Consider the following 23,781-nt stretch of genomic DNA (forward strand, 5'->3'; position numbering starts at 1 on the left):
AGTCCTGATTATGAATTACCTAGACAGCTTATATTGGATCCATGAAAGGGATAAGTTTGGTATTAAACCAGGCACTAAGCGTATGGAATGGATGTTGCAACGTTTAGGCAATCCTGAAAACCGCATTAATGGTATCCATGTAGGGGGAACAAACGGCAAAGGTTCTACTGTTGCTTATTTACGTTCAGCCTTAGTCGAAAATGGTTATGATGTCGGTACATTTACTTCGCCATACATTGAAACATTTAACGAACGCATTAGTTTAAATGGAGAACCTGTCAGTAATGATGTGATTGTGGAGTTGGTATCGCGAGTTAAACCAGTAAGTGAAGCATTAGAAGCAGAAACTGAATATGGTACTGCAACTGAATTTGAAATTATAACTACCATGATGTTTTTATATTTTGGAGAAATTCGTCCAGTTGATTTTGTGGTGATAGAAGCGGGATTGGGAATTAAAAATGATTCCACTAATGTGTTTGCACCTATCATGTCTATTATCACAAGTATCGGTTTAGATCATACTGATCTACTTGGTTCAAGTTATTTAGATATTGCAAAAGATAAAGGCGATATTATTAAACACCATGTACCTTTTGTATATGCAGTTAAAAATGAAGAAGCTTTAAAGTATTTTAGAGAATATGCTGAAAAGCAAGATGCACCTGCATTTGAATTAGATAGGGACATTTCAATAGTTTCTGAAGAAGATGAATTTATTTATCGTTTTAAAGATTATGAACTTGAAAATATCGCTTTAAATATGTTGGGTGAACATCAAAAAGAAAATGCTGCACTTGCAATTACGGCACTTATCATTTTATTTGAACAAGGTCAAATTGAACTCGATTTCAACAAAATGATTAATGCGATTGAAAAAGTGAGTTGGACTGGAAGAATTGAAAAAGTAAAAGAAGAACCATTAATGATTATAGATGGTGCTCATAATAATGAAAGTGTTGATGCACTTATAGACACAATAAAAAAATATTACGACAAAGAAAAAGTTGATATTTTGTTTTCAGCTGTGAGTGGCAAACCGATTTCTCATATGTTAGAGGAACTGAAAACAATTTCAGATCATATTTATGTGACAGATTTTGATTTCCATAGAGCTAAACCAAAAGAAGAAATTGCTGCAGATGCTGAAACATTTGAAACAATCTTAGTTGATAATTATGTTGATTTTATTGAAAATTATCAAGGTGATGCTTTAATTATTACAGGTAGTCTATATTTTATTAGTGAAGTTAAGGCAAAAGTAAATTTTAATTCTTAAATTAATAAAGGAGATGAAACACACTCACTATGTGCTTCATCTCCTTTTTACTGTTTGTATTTTTTATGATAAGTGCATGTGAAAAATGAAAAAATAGAACATAACCTCCACGTTTTTTTATAAAACAATTTTTATAATTAAATTAATTGATTCTAAAATATAGAGCCGATATAATCATCTATATCAATTAGAAAAGGGGGATTCATATATTGTCGTTTATTTTTTCGGGCGTTTTTTGTGTAGTTTTAGAAAGCTTTCTTTTACAACTTTGTCATGTTAGCAAATTAGACTTTTCTTATTTGAGATTACGTTCGAAATGTGAAAATTGCAGTCATGTATTAAGATTCGTCGATTTGATACCTATATTTAGTTTTATATTTTTAAAAGGTAAATGTCATTATTGTAAAAAGAATATTCCTTTCATTCATCTCCTTGGCGAATTGGCTGCCATACTCCCCGTCATATTGATTTACAATCATCTTCTTAGTTTGAGTTCTACTCTTTTTGTAGCTTCCTATCTTTTATTATTAACCGCAGCACTTTATGATATTCAAACCTATTCAATTCCACTCCATTTTATTCTTATTATGTATATTGTAATCATAGTATTATCCAATCATATTTTTATTGATCAAATAAGTTTAATAATTCTCTTGCATTTACTATTCATTTTTTCAAAATCAAGTATAGGATATGGCGATATTGCTATATTTTCTCTTTTCACTCTGGTCACACCTTATCAATTTTTCTACTTATTATTTTGTATTACTTTCATACTCGCAGGTATATTTTCATTTTTTATAATTCGTATATTCAAAAAGAAGATAACTAAAGTTCCACTTATTCCGTATATCTTTTTATCTTTTTTGTGTATTTCGATTTTTTATCCTATTTTAGTTAGATATTTCTATATATAAGGGTGATATTTATGATGATTAAACAATTACCAGAAAACGATAAGCCGAAAGAAAAACTCATGGCAAAAGGAGCAGCTCATTTAGCTGATTCAGAATTACTCGCTATATTAATTAATACAGGCCGAAAAGGACATTCGAGTATCGAAGTGGCTCAGGATTTGATAAAGATGGCAAGAAGTTTGAAAGAACTTAAGTTATTATCATTGAATGATATTATGAAAGTTAAGGGAATAGGATTGAACAAAGCAATCATTTTAAAAGCAGCATTTGAACTTGGAGAGAGAATGTATGTACCCGATTTAGATGCAAAAGTAAAAATAACTTCCCCGCAAGATGCAGCTGATTATTTTTTGTCCAGAATGATGCATTTGACACATGAGCAATTTGAAGTGTTGTTTTTAAATTCTAAAAATGTAGTAATACGTCATGAAGTGATATTTGTAGGAACTTTAAATTCTTCAATCGTACATCCGCGTGAAGTATTTAAAGCAGCAATCAAATGGTCAAGTAATGCGATAATCGTAGTACATAATCATCCTTCAGGAGATGTTACTCCTTCTAAAGAAGATATTTTGACTACAAAGCGATTGCAAGAATGCGGGAGAGTTTTAGGAATAGAACTGCTTGATCATATTATTATCGGTGATGCAAAGTATTTAAGTATGGTTGAAGGTGGATATTTTGACGACTAAAAATAACCTAACTGCTTTAGCGCAATTAGGTTTGGTATTTAAATCTAGAATATTAAAATTAAAGCGGATGATTTTGTATATATGCCATAATCCAAATGACACCTTGATAAGCTAAATATATAATTAATACGAGTATTCCGGCTTTGATTAAAAATCTTAATATTGACAATCCAACTCTAAATAGTAAAACTACAAGTAATACAAGTAAAATTAATGATAAAATTGTCATCGATGCCACTCCTTTTATTTAATTTTAGCTTATTTGTTTCACTTACGCATCAGACCAGAGTCATATTAAGGTTATCATTCTCTAGGCCGATGTATAAATTCATGCTATATTTTAAAATAAATGGATAAGAATAATAGGCGGTGCAAAAATGAGGTTTATTTTAAATTTGATAAAAAATATCATCGCTGTAGCAGGTATCATTGTTATCGTATTTTTTGCATTGAAATATGCGCCATTTTTGAAAGATCAAGAATGGAACCCTGTAGGTAATAAAGGAGTACATTCATCTTATAGTAATGAAAGTGTTCCAGTTGATGAATTTAAGCCTGGACAACATTATGCAGTGGAAGAAAATGATTTGCTTAATAATATGCCTGCAAGCCAAGTTAAAAATATATTTAACATGATAAATAAAAAAGAATTTATGCATGTCAGTGATTTAAGCAGAATGGGTTACAATGACAAGTATTTAATTGGACAACGAGGCAACCAATTTATAATGTATCAATTCGGCTCCGATGAAATCCGTGTTTATGCAACTGAAATTGAATTGCAACAAGATTTAAATGCACTTCATCAAAATATTGAAATGAAACCAATGAACGCTTATTAAAATTTTGTTGTAAGTGATAATCTTGAAAAAGAAATATGATTACGTTAACCTATGGTTGAATCAATTTTAGAGAGGGTTGGTTATGTATGAGTAAGCAAAACAATGGAAAGAATGCTGACGAACAATCAAAAGCTCAAAAATTATTCGAGCAATGGAGAAAAGAAGAAACGCTATATAAAGAAGATGAAAAAGATAACGAAAAAAGTGAGGATAAAGCAAAAAAATAACTCGCTAACTAAATAAGATATTTCATTTGATTTTTTAAGGTGAATTAAAATTTCAAGTTATTTATAGAGTATCGGCAAATTTAGAAGCTATAAATTTGCCGATACTCCTTTTTAATGTAAAGTATATATAAATAAAAGGGGTTAGTGCTTTAATTACTTGGTACAGTGATATAAAATAAGTTATGATATGAAATTTTGAGGTATTAGAGGTGTTCAGGTTGTCCAAGTTTTTTAAAAATAACAAGTTGATTGTTATTTTCTGTTCTCTAATTCTATTTATAGCTTTGATAGGATTATCGATCAGATCACATCATCAATCTTCTGTGGAGCAATATGTAGGTGATACAGTATCTGTTCCGCAACGTGCAATATCCTATCCAATACATATCGTTACAGGGTCAATTAACGGATTGTTTGATGGGGAAAGTTCTAAGAAAGATGCTAATAAAATTAAGCAGTTAGAAACAGAAAATCAACGTTTAAAAACAGAAAATAAAAATTTTCGAAAAGAATTGAAGATCAAAGACATTTCAGAATACGATCCAATCAGTTCAACAGTTATTGCTAGAAATCCAGACCAATGGATGAACAAAGCAATTATTGATAAAGGGGAGAAAGCTGGAGTAAAAAACAACATGGCAGTAATTACCTCTGAAGGTTTAGTTGGTCGTATTTCTAAAGTGAATCAATTCTCATCACAAGTTGATTTACTTTCTACGAATTCAAGAGCTGGAAAAATTTCAGTAAATATTCAACATAAATCTGAAAATGTTTTTGGTTTGATTAACCATTTTGATCGTAAAACAAACGAACTTGTGATTAGTGATATTGATAATAAAGACAAAATTAGCAAAGGTGATAAAGTAGTAACTAGTGGTCTTGCGAATCAACTTCCAAGCAATTTATATATTGGTGAAGTTACTAAAGTTGATAATGATGAATATGGACTCGCTAAAGAAGTACGTGTTAAAACAGCTGCAAACTTAAGTGACTTGGATCATGTATATGTTGCAAAGAGAAATCCGAAAACGTTACCGGATGAAAGCGGTGAGCAATAATGCGCACATTCTGTTATTTTTTATTTGGGGCATTTTTATTTTATGTTGATTCAATAATTGCACTGATAATACCTATGAATATAGGAAATAAAGAAATTGTCTTTGTGCCACATCTTTTATTGATGTATCTTTTGATTCTTACTATCTATAAGAAACCGAGTATTGCAATTACTTTAGCTATTATTTTCGGTCTGACAACGGATTTGTATTATGGAACAATTTATGGACTTAATACTTTCGGTTATGTTCTGTTCGTTGTTTTGATGGATTATTTCTTTAAAGTATACTATCGAGATCATTCAATGGTTTTCTTCGGGATTTGGATTTTTATTATTATTTTTGAAATTTATACAGTGATTATTTATGGATTGTTAGGTATTATCCATTTCAACTTCTTTGATTTCATTTTATTGAGAATCATACCGACTGCTGTTATTAATTTATTATTACTACTCATTCTTTTTGTGCCAGCAAGAAAACTTATAAAAAAATTAGATTCTTCAATTGACAGACAAGCTTGAGGATGGTAAGCTTTAGCAGTTGAGTAGTTTATAGCTACATACAACCGCTCAAATATAGGTTTAAGTATATTTATAAAATATCACCTATATATGGCGTGACTTATTATATAGGAGGTGCAAAGTATGTTTGCTATTATCGAAACAGGCGGTAAACAAATTAAAGTAGAAGAAGGTCAAGAAATCTACGTAGAAAAATTAGACGTAAATGAAGGCGATGCTTTTACTTTTGACAAAGTATTATTTGTAGGTGGAGACTCTGTAAAAGTTGGTGCTCCAACAGTAGAAGGTGCTACAGTATCTGCTACAGTAAATAAACAAGGTCGCGGTAAAAAAATTACTGTGTTTACTTACAGACGTCGTAAAGACTCTAAACGTAAAAAAGGCCATCGTCAACCATACACTAAATTAACAATTGACAAAATCAACGCTTAATAATGATTAATATTGATATATCGTTAAATGAAGATGGTCAAGTAACAGATGTCATCATGGATGGTCATGCTGAACATGGCGAGTATGGTCATGATATTGTCTGTGCTGGTGCCTCAGCAGTTTTGTTTGGAAGTGTTAACGCCATCATGGGATTAACATCTGAAAGACCTGATATTGATTACGATGATGATGGAGGTTATTTCCATTACAGAAGTGTTCAAGTTAACGATGAAAAAGCACAATTAATCTTGCAAGCAATGCTCGTCTCACTTCAAACAATTGAAGATGAGTATCACGATAATATAAAATTAAATTATAAGTGAGGTGTACTCAGATGTTAAAATTAAACTTGCAATTCTTCGCATCTAAAAAAGGGGTAAGTTCTACAAAAAACGGACGTGACTCTGAATCTAAACGTCTTGGCGCTAAACGTGCTGACGGTCAATTCGTAACAGGCGGTTCAATTTTATTCCGTCAACGCGGAACTAAAATTTACGCTGGTGAAAATGTAGGTCGTGGTGGCGACGATACATTATTCGCTAAAATCGACGGCGTTGTTAAATTCGAACGCAAAGGCCGTGACAAAAAACAAGTTTCAGTTTACGCTGTAGCTGAGTAATTTTTGTTAACGTAACACCAGAAGTCATACTTCTGGTGTTTTATTTTTGTCTTTATTTCTCTGAATACAGGAAAAATGATATAATAATTAAGATATTTCAAACGGAAAATAATAAAAAAGAGGTGAGAAACATGTTTGTCGATCAAGTCAAAATATTATTAAAAGCAGGAGACGGCGGTAATGGAATTACAGCATACAGAAGAGAGAAATATGTTCCATTCGGAGGTCCAGCAGGCGGTGACGGCGGTCGTGGAGCTTCTGTTATATTTGAAGTGGACGAAGGTCTAAGAACTTTACTTGATTTTAGATACCAGCGCCAATTCAAAGCAAAACGTGGTGAAGGCGGACAAGGCAGTAAGATGCATGGAAAAAATGCTGAAGATTTAGTACTCAAAGTACCGCCAGGCACATTAATTAAAGATGCAGAAACAGAAGAAGTTTTAGCAGATTTAGTAGAAGCAGGTCAACGTGCAGTAGTCGCAAAAGGTGGACGAGGCGGTCGTGGTAACTCGCGTTTTGCCACTCCGAGAAACCCAGCACCAGATTTCAGTGAGAATGGTGAACCTGGTGAAGAAATAGAAGTAACATTAGAATTGAAATTATTAGCCGATGTTGGTCTGGTAGGTTTTCCAAGTGTTGGAAAGTCAACGTTACTTTCTGTTGTTTCAAAGGCAAAACCGAAAATTGGCGCTTACCATTTTACTACAATCAAACCTAATTTAGGTGTGGTTTCTACACCAGATGGAAGAAGTTTTGTATTAGCAGACTTACCTGGTTTAATTGAAGGTGCTTCAGAAGGTGTAGGATTAGGCCATCAATTTTTACGACATGTCGAAAGAACGAAAGTAATTGTACATGTTATTGATATGAGCGGTTCAGAAGGCAGAGATCCACTTGAAGATTATAAAACAATTAATAAAGAATTAGAATCTTATGGCCAACATCTAGAAGATCGACCTCAAATTATAGTTGCGAATAAAATGGACTTACCAGATGCCGAAGATAATTTAGAATTATTTAAAGAAGAAGTAGGCGATGATGTAGAGATTATTCCTATTTCTGCATACACTAAAGAAAACATAGACCAATTACTTTATGCAATTGCTGATAAATTGGATGAATATAAAGATGTTGACTTTACTAAAGAAGACGATGAAGCACTTGGTGTTAACAGAGTGTTATACAAACATACACCTTCACAAGATACATTCACAATCACTCGTGATGATGACGCAGCTTATGTTGTTAGTGGTAAAGCAATTGAACGTATGTTCAAGATGACTGACTTTAATAGTGATCCTGCTGTAAGACGATTCGCACGTCAAATGCGTTCAATGGGTATTGATGATGCATTAAGAGAACGCGGCGCTAAAAATGGTGATATTGTTCGAATACTTGGTGGAGAGTTTGAATTTGTGGAATAGAGGTGTCTAAGTGGACGAGAAAAATGTTAAAAAGTTCTATTTGATACGAGAAGATGTGTTGCCAGAGTCAGTTATTAAAACATTGCAAATTAAGGATGCACTTAAAGAAAATCCTGAACTCTCAATATATGAAGCTGTTAGAGAATTTGGGCTATCTCGTAGTGCTTTTTATAAATATAAAGACACAATTTTTCCCTTAGATGAAAAGGTTGAAGAAACTAAAGAGTTTACAATTATACTTTATGTACATGATAAAGTCGGTATGCTCGCCCAAGTTTTAAATACTATTTCACAAATCCATATGTCAGTACTTACGATTCATCAAAGTATACCTATGGAAGATAAAGCAACTATTACGTTATCTATCAATTCAGCTGGCAGTCCAACTTCTATTGAAGATGTTATCTTTGAATTACGTAATTTAGACAATGTATATAAAGTTGAAATAATCAGTATGTCGATGTAAGGAAGTGACCACGTGTACGCATATATAAAAGGTAAGTTATCACAATTATTTCCAACACACGTTGTTGTAGAAACAAATGGTGTGGGTTATGAAATTCAAACCCCTAACTCTTACAGATTTCAACAGTATTATCAGCAAGAAGTGACTATATATACTTCTTTAGTTGTGAGAGAAGATGCACAATTATTGTATGGGTTTATGAGCGAAGAAGAAAAAGACATGTTTTTAAGCTTAAATAAAGTAACAGGTATCGGTCCCAAGTCTGCTTTAGCAATTTTGGCTGCAAGTACACCTAATGAAGTTAAAATCGGAATAGAAAATGAAAATGAGGCCTATTTAACGAAGTTTCCTGGAATCGGTAAAAAAACAGCACGTCAAATTATTTTAGATTTGAAAGGCAAAGTTCAAATTACTGAGGAAAATTCCGAGACATTACTCAACTTCGGCGGTCCTGAAACTAATCAAGCATCACCTATCTTAGATGAAGCTTTATTAGCTTTGGAGGCATTGGGTTATTCTAAACGTGAATTAAATAAAGTTGAGAAAAAACTGCAAGCTGAATCATATACTTCAGTAGATGAAGCTGTAAAAGCAGGCTTAAAAATACTTGTTTCATAATATAACGAAATGGAGGGGACAGAAATGGATGATAGAATGGTAGACCAATCACTGCATGAAGATGAATCATCATTTGAATTATCATTAAGACCTCATTTCTTAAAACAATATATTGGTCAAGCTTCTATTAAATCGAATTTGGAAGTATTTATCAAAGCAGCTAAGTTGAGAGAAGAGCCGCTCGATCATGTTTTATTATTTGGTCCCCCAGGTTTAGGTAAAACAACGCTATCAAATATTATTGCTAATGAAATGGAAGTCAACATTCGTACTGTAACAGGACCAGCAATTGAACGTCCTGGAGATTTAGCTGCTATATTATCTGGTTTACAACCTGGTGATGTATTGTTTATAGATGAAATACATCGACTTAGCAGTGTAGTTGAAGAAGTATTATATCCAGCAATGGAAGATTTTTATTTAGATATTGTAATTGGAAAAGGTGAAGAAGCTAGAAGTATTCGAATTGATTTACCTCCTTTCACATTAGTTGGAGCAACAACAAGAGCAGGAAGCTTAACAGGACCGCTTCGTGATCGCTTCGGTGTACATTTGCGCTTAGAATATTATAAAGAATCTGAGTTGAAAGATATCATTATTCGTACAGCAGAAGTTCTAAACACAAAAATAGACGAAGAAAGTGCGATTGAATTAGCTAAAAGAAGTCGCGGCACACCAAGGATAGCCAATCGTCTCCTAAAACGAGTCAGAGACTTCCAACAAGTCAATGAAGATGACATGATTTACATCGAAACAACTAAACGTGCATTGCAATTATTACAAGTCGATGATTATGGATTAGATTATATTGACCATAAAATGATGAATTGTATTATCAATCAATACAATGGTGGTCCAGTTGGCTTAGATACAATTGCTGTTTCAATCGGAGAAGAAAGAATTACGATTGAAGATGTCTATGAGCCATTTTTGATACAAAAAGGTTTCCTAGAACGTACGCCAAGAGGACGAAAAGCAACACCATTAGCATATGAGCATTTTGAAGCGAAGAATAGAAAGAGGGACAATTTTGAATATTGAAGAATTTGATTATGATTTGCCAGAAGAGTTGATAGCACAGACACCTTTAAAAGACAGAGATACAAGTCGATTATTAGTGCTGCATAAAGAAAATGGTGAATTAGAACATCGTCATTTTAAAGATATTATTGATTATATTAATCCAGGAGATACATTAGTATTAAATGATACAAAAGTAATGCCAGCCAGATTGTTCGGTGTTAAACAAGAAACTAAAGCCAAAGTTGAAATGTTGATGCTGACACAAATTGAAGGCGATGATTGGGAAGTATTGCTTAAACCTGCCAAAAGGATTAAAGTCGGTCAAAAGTTATCATTTGGCGAAGGAAAAATAGAAGCAGAATGTATTGAGGAACTAGAACAAGGCGGCAGAATTATGCGTCTTTCATATGATGGAATTTTACAAGAACGTTTAGACGAACTTGGTGAAATGCCTTTACCTCCATATATCAAAGAACGCTTAGAAGACCAAGACAGATATCAAACAGTCTATGCTAAAGCGACAGGTTCAGCCGCTGCACCGACGGCTGGTCTTCACTTTACAGATGAATTATTAGATGAACTGAAAGCTAAAGGTGTGAATCTTGCTTTCATCACTTTACATGTAGGTTTAGGTACATTCAGACCTGTAAGTGTAGATAATATAGACGACCATGAAATGCATAGCGAATATTACCAAATGACACAAGAAACAGCTGATTTATTAAACCAAACCAAGCAAAACGACAAGCGCATTATTTCTGTCGGAACAACATCTACACGAACTTTAGAAACGATTCGCCGAGATTATGATAGATTTACTGCTGCAAGCGGATGGACTGATATTTTTATTTATCCTGGATTTGAATTCAAAGCAATTGATGGATTGATTACAAACTTCCATTTGCCGAAATCAACTTTAGTGATGTTGGTCTCTGCTTTCAGTTCAAGACAGTATATCTTACATGCATACCGTACAGCCGTAGAAATGAAATATCGTTTCTTCAGCTTCGGTGATGCGATGCTAATTATTTAAGGGAGTTGAAAACAGGTGAAGCCTGCAGTAACATATGAACACATAAAAACGTGTAAACAATCTGGAGCAAGACTCGGTATTGTACACACACCTCATGGTTCTTTTGAAACACCAATGTTTATGCCAGTAGGAACCAAAGCCACAGTAAAAACAATGAGTCCGGAAGAATTGCATGACATCAATGCAAAAATCATTTTAGGTAATACATACCATCTATGGTTACAACCTGGAAATGAATTAATTAAACGCGCGGGCGGACTGCATCAATTTATGAATTGGGATGGACCAATTTTAACAGATTCTGGCGGTTTCCAAGTATTCAGCTTGAGTAACTTGAGAAAAATCACAGAAGAAGGCGTATATTTCAGACACCATAAAAATGGTTCTAAGCTATTTTTAAGCCCTGAAAAATCAATGGAAATCCAAAATGATCTAGGTTCAGATATTATGATGGCTTTTGATGAATGTCCGCCGATGCCAGCTGAATACAAATATGTCAAAGATTCTATAGAAAGAACGACAAGATGGGCGGAACGTTGTCTAAAAGCACATGCACGTCCTGAAGACCAAGCACTATTCGGTATTATTCAAGGCGGTGAATATAAAGATTTACGCCAACAAAGTGCTGAAGAACTGGTCAAATTAGATTTTCCTGGGTACGCAATTGGTGGGTTGTCAGTGGGCGAACCTAAACCTGTCATGTATGATATGGTGGAACACACTGAACAATTTATGCCTAAAGATAAACCGCGTTATTTAATGGGTGTCGGATCACCCGATGCATTAATTGAATGCAGTATTCGAGGTATGGACATGTTTGATTGTGTATTACCGACACGAATTGCGCGTAATGGTACTTGTATGACATCAGAAGGTCGTGTGGTCATTAAAAATGCAAAGTATGCCGATGATTTAGGACCGCTTGATCCTAATTGCGATTGTTATACATGTCGTAATTATTCACGCGCATATTTAAGACATTTAATTAAAGCCGAAGAAACTTTCGGTATACGTCTTACTACTTACCATAATCTTTATTTTCTGTTAAAATTAATGGAGGATATCAGACAGGCCATTAGGGAAGATCGTCTTTTAGATTTTAAAGAGGAATTCTTTGAGCAATATGGATTGAATGTAGAAAATCCTAAAAACTTTTAAAGGAGTAATGTTTGTGAATTTAACTGGTCTTATTTTACCTATTGCATTATTAGCTCTTATGTGGTTCTTTATGATTCGACCACAACAAAAACGTCAAAAGGAACACCGCGAAATGATTAACCGTTTAGAAGCGGGTCAACACGTAACTACAATTGGTGGTATTAAAGGTGTTGTACGTTCTTTAGATGAAACTACAGTCGTGATTTCTGTAAACGATAAAGGCACTCAATTAACTTTTGAAAAGCCTGCAATCAAACAAGTAAATCCAGACTAAATATTAAAACAATATTGAATGCATATAGGTTACAAGGTTAAGGGCTTTCCTATATACATAATATTGATTATATAAACACCTCCTATTTATCTTCGGGATATAATAGGAGGTGTTTTTAATTGTAAGGAATATTACTTTTGCGTTGCGTTTTTAATACAATGTTTTAAAAAGAAAAAATAGCGTGTATAATGAAGCATTGGTACACGACTTAACTCTAAATTTAATATTATAAACAACACTTAAAGTAATACGTTTTTAAATCTATTGCGTTTGCGTCGATTAAATTTATAAAATCGGGTGTTTTGAAAGTTAAGTAAAGTTATAGTACGCTTGTAAAGTTCATTCAATTACTGCAATTGAACGAGAAACGTGTTATTTGTTCTGTTTTGACTTGCAGTAGGTTTGAATAATCGAGTATGCTATTTACATAAGTAAATAATGAGGTGTTCATGTGAAGAAAAACAGTAGAATAATTACATTCTTACTGTTGGTTGTTCTGCTTTTTGCAGGTATGGCAGCAACCTATAAGAGTGTAGTTAAAGACGTCCGTTTAGGATTGGACCTTCAAGGTGGATTTGAAGTTTTATATCAAGTTAATCCACTCGAAAAAGGTGAGAAAATTGACGATAAGGCTGTTCAAGCGACAGCTAAAACTTTAGAAAATAGGGTCAATGTACTCGGAGTTTCCGAACCTAAAATTCAAGTTGAAAATAATAATCGGATTCGTGTTCAATTAGCCGGTGTTAAAAATCAAAATGAAGCACGAGACATCTTATCTTCTCAAGCCAATTTGACAATTCGTGATTCTGATGATCATGTTAAATTGACAGGTAAAGATTTAGTCCAAGGTTCTGCAAAACAAGAATTCAAACAAAATACAAACCAACCTGCCGTTACTTTTAAACTGAAAGATAGTAAGAAATTCAAAAAGGTAACAGAAGAGATTTCTAAACGTAAAGATAACGTGATGGTCGTTTGGTTAGATTATGAAAAAGGCGACAGTTATCAAAAAGAAAAAGATAAAAAAGATCCTAAATATGTATCAGCTGCATCAGTAGACCAACCAATCAATTCAGACAGTGTTGAAATTTCTGGTGGATTCAATGGTGAAAAAGGTGTTCAAAAAGCAAAACAAATTGCTGACTTATTGAACTCTGGTTCATTGCCAGTTCACTTGAAAGAATTATATTCTAACTCAGTTGGTGCACAGTTCGGTCAAGATGCATTAGATAAAACAATTTTCGGTTCATTATTAGGTGTCGGCATTATCTATCTATTCATGGTCGGCTTCTATAGATTGCCAGGTATTATTGCTGTTATTACATTAACAACATATATTTACATCACGCTTGTAGCATTTAACTTTATACATGGTGTGTTAACATTGCCAGGATTAGCCGCGTTGGTATTAGGTGTAGGTATGGCAGTAGATGCTAACATTATTATGTATGAACGTATAAAAGATGAATTGAGGATTGGAAGAACCCTCAAACAAGCTTTCCATAAAGCGAATAAAAGCTCCTTTATTACAATACTTGATGCCAACTTAACAACTGTATTAGCAGCAGCTGTATTGTTCTTCTTTGGTGAAAGTGCTGTAAAAGGTTTTGCTACAATGCTATTGCTTGCAATATTAATGAGTTTCGTTACAGCAGTATTCTTAACACGTATCTTATTATCATTGCTAGTACAATCAAATTACTTTAAGAAAAGTTTCTGGTTATTTGGTGTTAATAAGAAAGACAGACATGACCTCAGTGAAGGAATCGATGTGTATGAATTGAAAACACCATATGATCATTGGAACTTTATGAAATTGGCCAAACCATTGTTTTGGTTCAGCGGTATTGTTATTTTAGCTGGCGTAATTATTCTCTTCATTTTCAAATTGAATTTAGGAATTGACTTTACGAGCGGTACTCGTGTTGATATGAAAGCAGATCATAAGATAACACAACAAAGTGTAACGAGTACGTTGGAAAAAGCAGGTATGAAACCTGACCAAGTTTCTCTATCTGGAAATAACGATAGTGCTTCTGTTCAATTCAAGCATGATTTAAGTAAAAATGAAGTTGCTAAAGTTAAAACAACGATAAATAAAAAATTCGGCAATGATCCGACTGTAAATACAGTATCACCTGTTATCGGTCAAGAAATTGCTAAGAACGCATTATTATCATTAATATACGCTTCAATCGGTATGATTATTTACATTTCATTACGATTTGAATGGCGCATGGGACTTTCATCAATATTGGCATTACTACATGACGCCTTTATGATTGTTGCAGTGTTCAGCTTATTCAGATTAGAAGTTGATGTAACATTTATCGCAGCCGTACTGACAATTATCGGTTATTCAATCAACGATACAATTGTGACGTTCGACAGGGTTCGCGAGAACTTGCGTAAAATCAAAGTAATCACAAAGCCTGAACAAATTGATCGTATTGTAAACCATTCAATCAGACAAACAATGACAAGATCTATAAATACAGTATTAACAGTTGTAATTGTAGTAGTTGCACTATTGATATTCGGTGCTTCTAGTATCTTCAACTTCTCATTAGCGTTGCTTATCGGATTGATTTCTGGTGTATTCTCATCTATCTTTATCGCAGTTCCGTTATGGGGTATGATGAAAAAACGTCAACTTAAGAAATCACCAGACCATAAATTAGTGGTTTATCGTGAAAAACGCAGTAACGATGAAAAAATACTTGTATAATTTATATTTGTTATTGAGCTCCCGGAATTCTTTCCGGGAGTTTTTCTATTTAAAAAATGTTAAGATAGAGAAGTTGCTTTTTATTTAGAGCGTTCTTTTGTATAATGACATGTGGAAATGAGGGAAGCCGATTTATGATTAAAGCTAAATTTAAATGGGACCTACAACAAAATACTAATAAAATCTCAGATGAAATCGCATCAGAAATGAAATTAACACCTATTGTCCGTAAAATTATGGAAAGTAAAAATATTACGGATAAACAAGAGATTGCAGCCTTATTAAAAAAATCCTCGATTAAGCACGATCCTTATACAATGAGTGATATGAAAAAAGCAATTGATCGTATCAATAAAGCAATTGATAATCATGAACGTATTTTAATTTACGGAGATTATGATGCGGATGGTGTGACTTCAACTACAATCTTAGTTTCTGTTTTACAGGAATTAGGGGCTGAAGTTGGTTGGTACATACCCAATCGCTTTACAGAAGGTTACGGCCCGAATGAAGCAGCATTTAAAAACGCCTACGATGAAGGTATTAACCTTATCATAACAGTGGATAACGGTATACAAGGTCATTCTGAAATTAAAACAGCTCAAGAATTAGGTATGGATGTTATACTTACAGACCACCATGAAATTGGAGAAACATTACCTGAAGCTTTTGCAATTGTTCACCCTATGCATCCAGAGTTTAATTATCCTTTCAAATATTTAAGCGGTGCAGGTGTTGCATTGAAATTAGCACAAGCTTTATTAGATCATCCTTCGCCATATTATTCAGCGTTAGCTGCTATTGGTACGATTGCTGACTTGGTCTCATTAACTGATGAAAACCGTGCAATTGTACAAGATGGACTAGATATACTGAATCAAACGCAATATCCATCGATTCAAGCATTGTTAAATAATGCAGGTTATAAAGATACAATTACTGAAGAAACAATCGGCTTTGTGATTGGACCAAGACTAAATGCGGTCGGCAGATTAGATGATGCAAGTTTAGCAGCTGAATTACTGATGTCTGATAATGATGAAGAAGCGGAGTTTCTTGCTGAGCAAGTTGAACATTTCAATCAAGAAAGAAAAGATATTGTTAAAGAAATATCGGATGAAGCTGTATTAATGGCGGCCGAACAAGTAGAGAAAGGTAATCAATTTCTTGTCTTAGCACAAGAGAATTGGCACGAAGGTGTGTTAGGAATTGCAGCTTCGAAGGTCGTTGAAACATATGGTTTGCCAACGATTATTTTAAATATTGATACGGCACAAAATTTTGCAAAAGGTTCAGCTAGAAGTATTGAACAAGTATCAATGTATGACATTTTGGATAAAGAACGTGCATTAATAACTAAATTCGGCGGTCATCATATGGCTGCAGGAATGACGCTGCCTATCGAAAATATAGAAAAGTTGAGCGTTGCACTGAATGAGCACATGAAAGAAATTTCAAAAGAAAAGGACCTTTCTCCACGAAAAACTGTGGACTTACTTTTGGAAGAAAACGAAATTACAGTAAAAAATATTAGAGATATTCAAAAACTGAGACCTTTTGGGACAGATTTCACAAGTCCGCTTTTTCAATTGAATAATGCTAAAATTGTTCAAGCAAAGGGAATAGGACAAGAAGGCAAGCACCTTAAAATGACAATTGGCGACTCAAAAATTCAAAGCCTTTATTGGCAGCATGGTGAATATGCAAATCAAATTGAACCCAATCAGCCCATTAACATGATTGGTACGTTACAAATCAATGAATGGAATGGTAATCAATCTCCCCAATTTATGGTTCAAGATATGGCATCAGAGGCACTTCAAATTTTAGATTTCAGAGGCAAAGCCAGACAACATATTATTTCAAATGACGATTTGCTTACAGCTGAAATTGTTAACAAAAAATCAAATAAAGACCATGAACATCAATATTTTTATGGGGATATGATTCCTAACCAATATGAGCGTTATGTTTTTAAAGAATTGCCACTTACAATTGAGTCTATGCAATCGACTTTAACTTCAATTGTAGAAAGCCAAATTATTTTAGAGTTGAATCATCAAAATTCAATTTATTTTGATGGATTACCGAACCTAGATAAATTCAAAGCTTGCTATAAAGCATTGCTTGCAAAAAATGAAGTGGATTTAAAACAGGATGGTATGCAATTAAGTGAGTACCTGAATGTGAAACCGCAAGTTCTAATCTTTATGCTTAAAGTTTTTAATGAATTAAATTTCATTAAAGATAATAATGGTATAATAACTGTGAACAAAGATGTAGAAAAGAAAGAAATTACTTCTAGTCGTCTCTATCAAGCAAGAATGAAACGTATTGATGTAGAAAAATTTTTACTTTACGATGATTTCTCAAAAGTTAAACTTTGGATTAAAGACCAGCTAGCAAAGTAATTAGGAGGAAATAGATAATATGGATTTAAAACAATATGTGTCAGAAGTACAAGATTGGCCAAAAGAAGGTGTCGATTTCAAAGACATTACTACAATCATGGATAATGGAGAAGCATATGGTTATGCAACAGATCAAATTGTAGAATTTGCGCGTGAAAAACAAGTGGATATTGTTGTCGGACCTGAAGCACGCGGCTTTATCATTGGTTGTCCGGTTGCATATTCAATGGGTATTGGATTTGCTCCTGTAAGAAAAGAAGGAAAATTACCACGTGAAGTTATTCGTTATGAATATGATTTAGAGTATGGCACTAATGTACTTACGATGCATAAGGATGCCATTAAACCAGGTCAACGTGTATTAATTACTGATGATTTGCTAGCAACAGGCGGAACAATTGAAGCTACAATTAAACTTGTAGAAGAATTAGGTGGTATTGTTGTAGGTATTGCCTTTATTATAGAATTAAAATACTTGCATGGTATCGATAAGCTTGATGGTTACGAAGTTTTAAGTTTAATTTCTTATGATGAATAATTAAATAGCAACATGATTATAAATCGCTTACTCGATTGTCGTGGTATGCGATTTATTCTTATTCTTTTGAGTTATTAATTGTGTATGATAAATGATGATAAAGCCAGTTGTATCAATAAGTGTCAGAACAAACATGGTTCAAAATACGTATATAAATGCAAAAGGTTCATTTATCTTTCCATTTATAGTAATATATAAGTATTATTTAATAAATGTGGTTAATAGGTAAATTAGGTTCGAGGTAAAGTATTTAAGCGAGAGATGGTAACCTTTCGCAGTTTTTTAAATACTTAAATAAATTCAAATTGGATTCTATTTAACATACCTCATAAGAACATTTAAAAGGTAAACGAATATGTGGGGGTGTCTAATGTGAATAATGAATATCCATATAGTGCAGACGAAGTGTTGTATAAAGCTAAATCCTATTTAAGTGAGGAAGAATATGAACACGTGCTGAAAAGCTATCATATTGCTTATGAAGCACATCAAGGACAATTTAGAAAGAACGGTCTGCCTTATATCATGCATCCTATTCAAGTTGCAGGAATTTTAACAGAAATGCATTTGGATGGACCAACAATTGTTGCTGGTTTTTTACATGATGTGATTGAGGATACTCCATACACATTTGATGATGTAAAAGCGATGTTTAATGATGAAGTCGCAATGATAGTAGAAGGTGTAACAAAACTTAAGAAAGTTAAATATCGTTCGAAAGAAGAGCAGCAAGCTGAAAATCACCGTAAGTTATTCATTGCGATTGCTAAAGACGTTCGTGTTATTTTAGTGAAATTAGCCGATAGATTGCATAATATGAGAACTTTAAAAGCAATGCCGCGTGAAAAACAGATCCGTATTTCTAAAGAGACGTTAGAAATATATGCGCCATTAGCACATCGGTTAGGTATTAACACAATCAAATGGGAACTTGAAGATATTGCGTTACGTTACATCGACGGCGTTCAATATTTCCGAATAGTTAATCTAATGAAAAAGAAACGCAGCGAACGTGAAGCATATATCACCAATGCTATCGATAGAATCAGATCAGAAATGGATAAAATGCAAATTAATGGCGATATCAATGGCCGTCCTAAGCATATTTACAGTATCTATCGAAAAATGATGAAACAAAAGAAACAATTCGATCAAATTTTTGATTTATTAGCTGTACGTATTATTGTTGATTCTATTAAAGATTGTTATGCGGTACTTGGTTTAGTGCATACTTTATGGAAACCGATGCCGGGACGTTTCAAAGATTATATCGCAATGCCGAAACAAAATATGTATCAATCCTTGCATACTACCGTAGTTGGACCTAATGGCGATCCGTTAGAAATTCAAATTCGTACACAAGAAATGCATGAAATTGCTGAACATGGTGTTGCAGCTCACTGGGCATATAAAGAAGGCAAGAAAGTGACGGATGATAATTCTGGTTATGCACAAAAATTATCATGGCTTAAAGATTTAGCAGAAGCAGATAAAACAGCAAATGATGCCCAAGAATTTATGGAATCATTGAAATTCGATTTACAAAGCGATAAAGTCTACGCATTTACACCGCAAAGTGATGTTATTGAATTACCATATGGTGCGGTGCCGATTGATTTTGCATATGCAGTACACAGTGAAGTCGGCAATAAAATGATCGGTGCGAAGGTCAATGGTAAAATTGAACCAATTGATTATGTATTGCAAACAGGCGACATTGTCGAAATTAGAACGAGCAAACATTCATATGGACCAAGTAGAGACTGGTTGAAAATTGTTAAATCCTCAAGCGCTAAAAGCAAAATCAAAAGCTTTTTCAAAAAGCAAGACCGTTCTTCCAACATCGAAAAAGGTAAATTTATGGTGGAAGCTGAGATTAAAGATCAAGGATTTAAAGTTGAAGACGTCTTGACAGAAGAAAATATTGAAGCCGTTAATCAAAAATATAACTTTTCAAATGAAGATGATTTATTTGCAGCTGTTGGATTTGGCGGTGTTACATCATCTCAAATAGTGAATAAATTGACGGAAAAGCAACGTATATTAGATAAACAAAAAGCCTTGAATGCAGCACAAGAGGTCACAAAATCAGTTCCGATTAAAGACCATATCACAACAGACAGCGGTGTATATGTTGAAGGAATCGAAAATGTACTGATCAAGTTATCAAAATGTTGTAACCCGATTCCAGGTGATGATATTGTAGGATATATTACCAAAGGACACGGAATTAAAGTGCATCGTACAGATTGCCCGAATATCAAAAGTGAAACTGAACGATTAATTGATGTTGAATGGGTGAAATCAAAAGATTCTACACAAAGATATCAAGTTGATTTAGAAGTTACGGCTTATGATCGAAATGGATTATTGAATGAAGTCTTGCAAGCTGTTAATGCAACAGATAGTAATCTAGTTAAAGTTTCAGGTAAGTCTGATGTAGAAAAAAATGCAATTATTAATTTAAGTGTCATGGTAAAAAATGTAAACGAAGTCTTTAAAGTTGTGGAACGTATTAAACAACTTGGAGATGTTTATACTGTAACAAGAGTTTGGAACTAACAGAGGTGTTAAAATATGAAAATAGTAGTACAGCGTGTTAAACAAGCATCTGTTAAGAATGAATCTATTCATGAAGAAATTGGAAAAGGACTTTGTCTCTTAGTAGGTGTAGGTCAAGATTCAACTGAAAAAGATGTTGAAGCAGTAGCCAAAAAAATTGTGAATGCACGTATATTTGAAGATGAGAATGGAAAATTAAATTTAAATGTACAACAAGTTGAAGGTGCAATATTATCAATTTCACAATTTACACTGTATGCAGATGTAAAAAAAGGAAATCGTCCAGGATTTTCTAATTCAAAACCACCAGAAGAAGCAAATCGTCTATACGAAGCATTGAATGAAGCTCTGCGCCAATACGGTGTAGAAGTAAAAACTGGAGAGTTCGGAACTGATATGCTTGTTGATATTGCGAATGATGGTCCTGTAACAATTATTTATGAAAGTCAGGACGGCAAAATTATATGAATCGAATAGAAAATTGGTTTAAGAAACGTAAACTCAAACCGATTCCTATATTTATCGCATTGATTGCGTTGATTGTTCTATTATTTATCATTATTGTAGTAGCGAATTATAAAGCTGATCATGATGATAAAGTCACAATGAAAGAAGATGCTGAGTTAAGAACTGGTCCGAATGCGGTCTATCCTGAAATATTTCCTGCAGACAAAGGAGAAACATTCAAACAACTTGATAAAAAAGGGAAGTGGTTGTATGTTTCTACTCAAGACGGCAAGGAAAAAGGATGGGTTGCTGGCTGGCACACTGATTTAGATATCGAACCAGATAACGACCCGAATGCAAAACCCTTAAAAAATAAAGTGATTGTACTGGATCCTGGTCACGGAGGTGGAGACCAGGGTGCCTCCAGTTCAACACCTTCTAAATCTTTAGAAAAAGTTTATACCCTTAAAACAGGTCTAGAACTAAAGAAGTTGCTTGAGCAAGAAGGTGCAAAGGTCAAAATGACGCGTGATAAAGATGAATATGTCAAACTTAAAGATAGAAAATTAAGTGGAGATGCATTTATCAGTTTACATAATGATGCGCTGAAATCTTCTGATGCAAATGGCGTTACAGTCTATTGGTATAAAAAACAACAAGAAGGCTTGGCTGAAGCACTAAGCATGAGTATTCAAAAGAAAGCAATACTTTCTCCAAAAGGCGCAAGACAAGAAAATTATCAAGTACTGCGCCAATCAAAAATACCAGCAGTATTGATTGAATTAGGTTATATTAGCAATCCTACAGATGAAATGATGATAACAGATAAACTACATCGTCATATCGTTGAACAAGCTATTGTTGATGGCCTTAGAACATACTTCTCAAATTAAATAGTTGCAATCAACGGGCAAAATCGTTATGATAGTATCTGAATAAAATAATTAAAACCGTTATAATTCTTGAATGGACATTAAGAAATGCAAATAGAGAAATAATCCTTGGCTGAAAGATTATTCAGAGTAATTTTGTCACTATTGAACACAAGAAGAGGTGAAGTGAGACTTGTAAAGGTCAACTTCCGTCTAACATACGTTAATTGTTTAAAGTGGAGTCTGGTTTATTAATTCGGCTCAATTAGGGTGGCAACACGGAGTATTCGTCCCTTGTGTGATAGCGATATCATGCAAGGGTTTTTTTATTTACAAAAGGATGTGACATTATGATTAAAATCCCTCGTGGAACGCAAGATATTCTACCAGATCAAAGTAGAAAATGGAGATATATCGAGACTAAACTTGATGAATTAATGGAATTATATAATTATAAAGAAATTCGTACACCTATTTTTGAAAGCACTGATTTATTCGCAAGAGGTGTGGGTGACTCTACAGATGTAGTTCAAAAAGAAATGTATACTTTTAAAGATAAAGGTGATAGAAGTATCACACTTCGTCCAGAAGGAACAGCAGCGGTTGTGCGATCATATATTGAAAACAAAATGCAAGGTGATCCAAATCAACCTATTAAACTTTACTACAATGGACCGATGTTTCGTTATGAACGTAAACAAAAAGGGCGCTATCGACAATTTAATCAATTTGGTGTAGAAGCGATTGGTGCGCAAGATCCAAGTATTGATGCAGAAATTCTTGCTATGGTGATGCATATTTATCAATCATTCGGTTTGAAACACCTTAAACTAGTAATTAATAGTGTGGGTGATTTTGATTCACGCAAAGAATATAATAAAGCGTTGATTGAACATTTTGAACCTGTCATTGATACTTTCTGTAATGATTGTCAAGCGCGTTTGTATACAAATCCAATGCGTATACTAGATTGTAAAGTAGATAGAGATAAAGAAGCGGTAAAAACAGCGCCACGCATCACTGATTACTTGAATGAAGAATCAAAAGAATATTTCAACCAAGTGAAACAATATTTAGATGACTTGAATATTCCATATGTTGAAGATCCAAACTTAGTTCGTGGTCTGGATTATTATACACACACTGCTTTTGAATTGATGATTGATAGTCCTGATTATGATGGTGCCATTACTACTTTATGTGGAGGAGGCCGTTATAATGGTCTGCTCGAATTATTAGATGGACCAAAACAAACTGGTATTGGTTTTGCTTTAAGTATCGAACGCTTATTATTGGCTTTAGAAGAAGAAGGTATAGAAATCGAAGAAGATGAACACTTAGATTTATTCATTGTAACAATGGGTGAAAAAGCCGATAGATATGCAGTTAATCTATTAAACGATTTACGTCATCACGGTATCAAAGCTGATAAAGATTATTTGAAACGAAAAATTAAAGGTCAAATGAAACAAGCAAACCGAGTAGGGGCAGAATATACAATTGTTATCGGCGATCAAGAACTTGAAGATGGCAATATTGATATAAAACATATGGATAGCGGAGAATCTGATTCTATTCATTTAGCTGACTTAGTTTCTTATTTTGAAAATAAGAAAGAAAAACAAGGAGAGAAGTAATTT

The 23,781-nt window shown here is 33.7% G+C and carries 25 protein-coding genes and 1 other annotated feature; of the genes, 24 read left to right on the forward strand and 1 reads right to left on the reverse strand.

Features of this window, described 5'->3' with window-relative positions; all coding sequences use genetic code 11:
• The first annotated feature begins 10 nt into the window (after positions 1-10).
• The 3 genes from A4G25_RS01155 to radC all read left to right on the forward strand — a co-directional run bounded on the left by A4G25_RS01155 (position 11) and on the right by radC (position 2,888).
• Complete coding sequence (locus tag A4G25_RS01155) at positions 11-1,279, forward strand: bifunctional folylpolyglutamate synthase/dihydrofolate synthase (RefSeq protein ID WP_047131851.1); 1,269 nt, start codon at positions 11-13, stop codon at positions 1,277-1,279.
• A 209-nt stretch (positions 1,280-1,488) separates the two neighbouring features.
• Positions 1,489-2,196 carry a prepilin peptidase gene (locus tag A4G25_RS13365; protein WP_160298051.1) on the forward strand — a complete coding sequence of 236 codons (708 nt, stop codon included), beginning with the start codon at positions 1,489-1,491 and terminating at the stop codon, positions 2,194-2,196.
• A gap of 11 nt (positions 2,197-2,207) precedes the next feature.
• A complete protein-coding gene (gene radC, locus A4G25_RS01160; protein WP_047131850.1) occupies positions 2,208-2,888 on the forward strand; it encodes a RadC family protein in 681 nt (226 codons plus the stop codon).
• A gap of 58 nt (positions 2,889-2,946) precedes the next feature.
• Here the strand turns inward: radC and A4G25_RS13025 are convergent, their stop codons facing one another.
• Positions 2,947-3,117 (reverse strand): hypothetical protein, encoded by a 171-nt coding sequence (locus A4G25_RS13025; protein ID WP_015900510.1) that lies wholly within the window; start codon positions 3,115-3,117, stop codon positions 2,947-2,949.
• Positions 3,118-3,265: 148 nt separating this feature from the next.
• Here A4G25_RS13025 and A4G25_RS01165 point away from each other — a divergent pair, with 148 nt between their 5' ends.
• The 21 genes from A4G25_RS01165 (at position 3,266) to hisS (ending at position 23,778) form a co-directional block, all read left to right on the forward strand.
• Positions 3,266-3,730: a DUF4930 family protein gene (locus A4G25_RS01165; RefSeq protein ID WP_047131849.1), complete on the forward strand. Its 465-nt coding sequence runs from the start codon at positions 3,266-3,268 to the stop codon at positions 3,728-3,730.
• Positions 3,731-3,816: 86 nt separating this feature from the next.
• Entirely contained in the window at positions 3,817-3,957 is a 141-nt protein-coding gene (locus A4G25_RS13030; RefSeq protein ID WP_165380054.1) for a hypothetical protein, read from the forward strand.
• 218 nt (positions 3,958-4,175) lie between these two features.
• Entirely contained in the window at positions 4,176-5,015 is an 840-nt protein-coding gene (gene mreC, locus A4G25_RS01170) for a rod shape-determining protein MreC (RefSeq protein WP_047131848.1), read from the forward strand.
• Positions 5,015-5,536 carry a rod shape-determining protein MreD gene (gene mreD / locus A4G25_RS01175; protein ID WP_047131847.1) on the forward strand — a complete coding sequence of 174 codons (522 nt, stop codon included), beginning with the start codon at positions 5,015-5,017 and terminating at the stop codon, positions 5,534-5,536. Before mreC ends, mreD begins: the two co-directional genes overlap by 1 nt.
• A 32-nt stretch (positions 5,537-5,568) precedes the next feature.
• Positions 5,569-5,647, forward strand: a sequence feature (ribosomal protein L21 leader region).
• 12 nt (positions 5,648-5,659) lie between these two features.
• Positions 5,660-5,968: a 50S ribosomal protein L21 gene (gene rplU / locus A4G25_RS01180; protein ID WP_047131846.1), complete on the forward strand. Its 309-nt coding sequence runs from the start codon at positions 5,660-5,662 to the stop codon at positions 5,966-5,968.
• 2 nt (positions 5,969-5,970) lie between these two features.
• Positions 5,971-6,291 (forward strand): ribosomal-processing cysteine protease Prp, encoded by a 321-nt coding sequence (locus A4G25_RS01185; RefSeq protein WP_047131845.1) that lies wholly within the window; start codon positions 5,971-5,973, stop codon positions 6,289-6,291.
• Between the two features lie 11 nt (positions 6,292-6,302).
• Positions 6,303-6,587 (forward strand): 50S ribosomal protein L27, encoded by a 285-nt coding sequence (gene rpmA / locus A4G25_RS01190; protein ID WP_015900503.1) that lies wholly within the window; start codon positions 6,303-6,305, stop codon positions 6,585-6,587.
• 131 nt (positions 6,588-6,718) lie between these two features.
• Positions 6,719-8,011 (forward strand): GTPase ObgE, encoded by a 1,293-nt coding sequence (obgE, locus tag A4G25_RS01195; RefSeq protein WP_047131844.1) that lies wholly within the window; start codon positions 6,719-6,721, stop codon positions 8,009-8,011.
• 10 nt (positions 8,012-8,021) lie between these two features.
• On the forward strand, positions 8,022-8,477 hold the full coding sequence (locus A4G25_RS01200; protein WP_047131843.1) for an ACT domain-containing protein: 456 nt from the start codon (positions 8,022-8,024) through the stop codon (positions 8,475-8,477).
• 12 nt (positions 8,478-8,489) lie between these two features.
• Positions 8,490-9,095 (forward strand): Holliday junction branch migration protein RuvA, encoded by a 606-nt coding sequence (gene ruvA, locus A4G25_RS01205; RefSeq protein WP_047131842.1) that lies wholly within the window; start codon positions 8,490-8,492, stop codon positions 9,093-9,095.
• Positions 9,096-9,119: 24 nt separating this feature from the next.
• Positions 9,120-10,136: a Holliday junction branch migration DNA helicase RuvB gene (ruvB, locus tag A4G25_RS01210; RefSeq protein ID WP_047131841.1), complete on the forward strand. Its 1,017-nt coding sequence runs from the start codon at positions 9,120-9,122 to the stop codon at positions 10,134-10,136.
• Positions 10,126-11,151, forward strand: coding sequence for a tRNA preQ1(34) S-adenosylmethionine ribosyltransferase-isomerase QueA (gene queA, locus A4G25_RS01215; protein ID WP_047131840.1), 1,026 nt, complete (start codon positions 10,126-10,128; stop codon positions 11,149-11,151). Before ruvB ends, queA begins: the two co-directional genes overlap by 11 nt.
• Positions 11,152-11,166: 15 nt before the next feature.
• Positions 11,167-12,309, forward strand: coding sequence for a tRNA guanosine(34) transglycosylase Tgt (tgt, locus tag A4G25_RS01220; protein ID WP_015900497.1), 1,143 nt, complete (start codon positions 11,167-11,169; stop codon positions 12,307-12,309).
• A 13-nt stretch (positions 12,310-12,322) separates the two neighbouring features.
• Positions 12,323-12,583: a preprotein translocase subunit YajC gene (gene yajC, locus A4G25_RS01225; protein WP_082107853.1), complete on the forward strand. Its 261-nt coding sequence runs from the start codon at positions 12,323-12,325 to the stop codon at positions 12,581-12,583.
• A 451-nt stretch (positions 12,584-13,034) separates the two neighbouring features.
• Entirely contained in the window at positions 13,035-15,311 is a 2,277-nt protein-coding gene (gene secDF, locus A4G25_RS01230; RefSeq protein ID WP_047131838.1) for a protein translocase subunit SecDF, read from the forward strand.
• Positions 15,312-15,445: 134 nt separating this feature from the next.
• A complete protein-coding gene (recJ, locus tag A4G25_RS01235; RefSeq protein ID WP_047131837.1) occupies positions 15,446-17,722 on the forward strand; it encodes a single-stranded-DNA-specific exonuclease RecJ in 2,277 nt (758 codons plus the stop codon).
• 19 nt (positions 17,723-17,741) lie between these two features.
• Complete coding sequence (locus tag A4G25_RS01240) at positions 17,742-18,260, forward strand: adenine phosphoribosyltransferase (protein WP_047131836.1); 519 nt, start codon at positions 17,742-17,744, stop codon at positions 18,258-18,260.
• A 372-nt stretch (positions 18,261-18,632) separates the two neighbouring features.
• A complete protein-coding gene (locus A4G25_RS01245) occupies positions 18,633-20,822 on the forward strand; it encodes a RelA/SpoT family protein (protein WP_047131835.1) in 2,190 nt (729 codons plus the stop codon).
• 15 nt (positions 20,823-20,837) lie between these two features.
• Entirely contained in the window at positions 20,838-21,290 is a 453-nt protein-coding gene (dtd, locus tag A4G25_RS01250; protein WP_047131834.1) for a D-aminoacyl-tRNA deacylase, read from the forward strand.
• A complete protein-coding gene (locus A4G25_RS01255) occupies positions 21,287-22,162 on the forward strand; it encodes an N-acetylmuramoyl-L-alanine amidase family protein (RefSeq protein WP_047131833.1) in 876 nt (291 codons plus the stop codon). Before dtd ends, A4G25_RS01255 begins: the two co-directional genes overlap by 4 nt.
• 329 nt (positions 22,163-22,491) lie before the next feature.
• Entirely contained in the window at positions 22,492-23,778 is a 1,287-nt protein-coding gene (hisS, locus tag A4G25_RS01260; RefSeq protein WP_047131832.1) for a histidine--tRNA ligase, read from the forward strand.
• The last annotated feature ends 3 nt before the right edge of the window (positions 23,779-23,781 follow it).

This window comes from Staphylococcus condimenti (genome assembly GCF_001618885.1).
Lineage (GTDB): Bacteria > Bacillota > Bacilli > Staphylococcales > Staphylococcaceae > Staphylococcus > Staphylococcus condimenti.

What these genes read in the sequence shown, in the direction of transcription:
- A4G25_RS01155 (WP_047131851.1), top strand. Translation starts at nt 11, where the DNA reads ATGAATTACCTAGACAGCTTATATTGGATCCATGAAAGGGATAAGTTT.
- radC (WP_047131850.1), top strand. Translation starts at nt 2,208, where the DNA reads ATGATGATTAAACAATTACCAGAAAACGATAAGCCGAAAGAAAAACTC.
- A4G25_RS13025 (WP_015900510.1), bottom strand. Translation starts at nt 3,117, where the DNA reads ATGACAATTTTATCATTAATTTTACTTGTATTACTTGTAGTTTTACTA.
- A4G25_RS01165 (WP_047131849.1), top strand. Translation starts at nt 3,266, where the DNA reads ATGAGGTTTATTTTAAATTTGATAAAAAATATCATCGCTGTAGCAGGT.
- A4G25_RS13030 (WP_165380054.1), top strand. Translation starts at nt 3,817, where the DNA reads ATGAGTAAGCAAAACAATGGAAAGAATGCTGACGAACAATCAAAAGCT.
- mreD (WP_047131847.1), top strand. Translation starts at nt 5,015, where the DNA reads ATGCGCACATTCTGTTATTTTTTATTTGGGGCATTTTTATTTTATGTT.
- rplU (WP_047131846.1), top strand. Translation starts at nt 5,660, where the DNA reads ATGTTTGCTATTATCGAAACAGGCGGTAAACAAATTAAAGTAGAAGAA.
- A4G25_RS01185 (WP_047131845.1), top strand. Translation starts at nt 5,971, where the DNA reads ATGATTAATATTGATATATCGTTAAATGAAGATGGTCAAGTAACAGAT.
- rpmA (WP_015900503.1), top strand. Translation starts at nt 6,303, where the DNA reads ATGTTAAAATTAAACTTGCAATTCTTCGCATCTAAAAAAGGGGTAAGT.
- obgE (WP_047131844.1), top strand. Translation starts at nt 6,719, where the DNA reads ATGTTTGTCGATCAAGTCAAAATATTATTAAAAGCAGGAGACGGCGGT.
- ruvB (WP_047131841.1), top strand. Translation starts at nt 9,120, where the DNA reads ATGGATGATAGAATGGTAGACCAATCACTGCATGAAGATGAATCATCA.
- recJ (WP_047131837.1), top strand. Translation starts at nt 15,446, where the DNA reads ATGATTAAAGCTAAATTTAAATGGGACCTACAACAAAATACTAATAAA.
- A4G25_RS01240 (WP_047131836.1), top strand. Translation starts at nt 17,742, where the DNA reads ATGGATTTAAAACAATATGTGTCAGAAGTACAAGATTGGCCAAAAGAA.
- dtd (WP_047131834.1), top strand. Translation starts at nt 20,838, where the DNA reads ATGAAAATAGTAGTACAGCGTGTTAAACAAGCATCTGTTAAGAATGAA.
- A4G25_RS01255 (WP_047131833.1), top strand. Translation starts at nt 21,287, where the DNA reads ATGAATCGAATAGAAAATTGGTTTAAGAAACGTAAACTCAAACCGATT.
- hisS (WP_047131832.1), top strand. Translation starts at nt 22,492, where the DNA reads ATGATTAAAATCCCTCGTGGAACGCAAGATATTCTACCAGATCAAAGT.